Below are 260 nucleotides of genomic sequence, written 5' to 3'. Positions count from 1 at the left end.
TAAAATGCGCGAACTCAATGCCAAGAATCCTTCGCTTGACACGAGTAGACTAGCGGTATTGACGGCGGTAAACGTCATACACGATTACATAAAATTAAAAGAAGAACATGAGAAATTGAAAGAAAGTATGACAAAAAAAGGAATGGAATAACATGATTGATATTATTATCATTTTACTGCTTGTTATGGGATTTTTCCTCGGCTTACGCAGAGGGTTTATTCTGCAACTTGTAAAGTTAACAAGCTTTATTATCGCATAC

At 35.4% G+C, this 260-nt stretch carries 2 protein-coding genes; both read left to right on the top strand.

The window, feature by feature from the left end:
- Positions 1–151: cell division protein ZapA (gene zapA / locus MR113_RS27790; protein ID WP_242257510.1), on the top strand; the 151-nt coding region annotated here is incomplete at its 5' end.
- Between the two features lies 1 nt (position 152).
- Positions 153–260 (top strand): CvpA family protein (locus MR113_RS27785; RefSeq protein WP_181465791.1); only part of this gene is annotated, 108 nt, incomplete at its 3' end.

The organism is Bacillus cereus group sp. BfR-BA-01379, assembly GCF_022663605.1.
Classification (GTDB): domain Bacteria; phylum Bacillota; class Bacilli; order Bacillales; family Bacillaceae_G; genus Bacillus_A; species Bacillus_A mobilis.
This window is presented reverse-complemented; position numbering and strand designations above follow the sequence as displayed.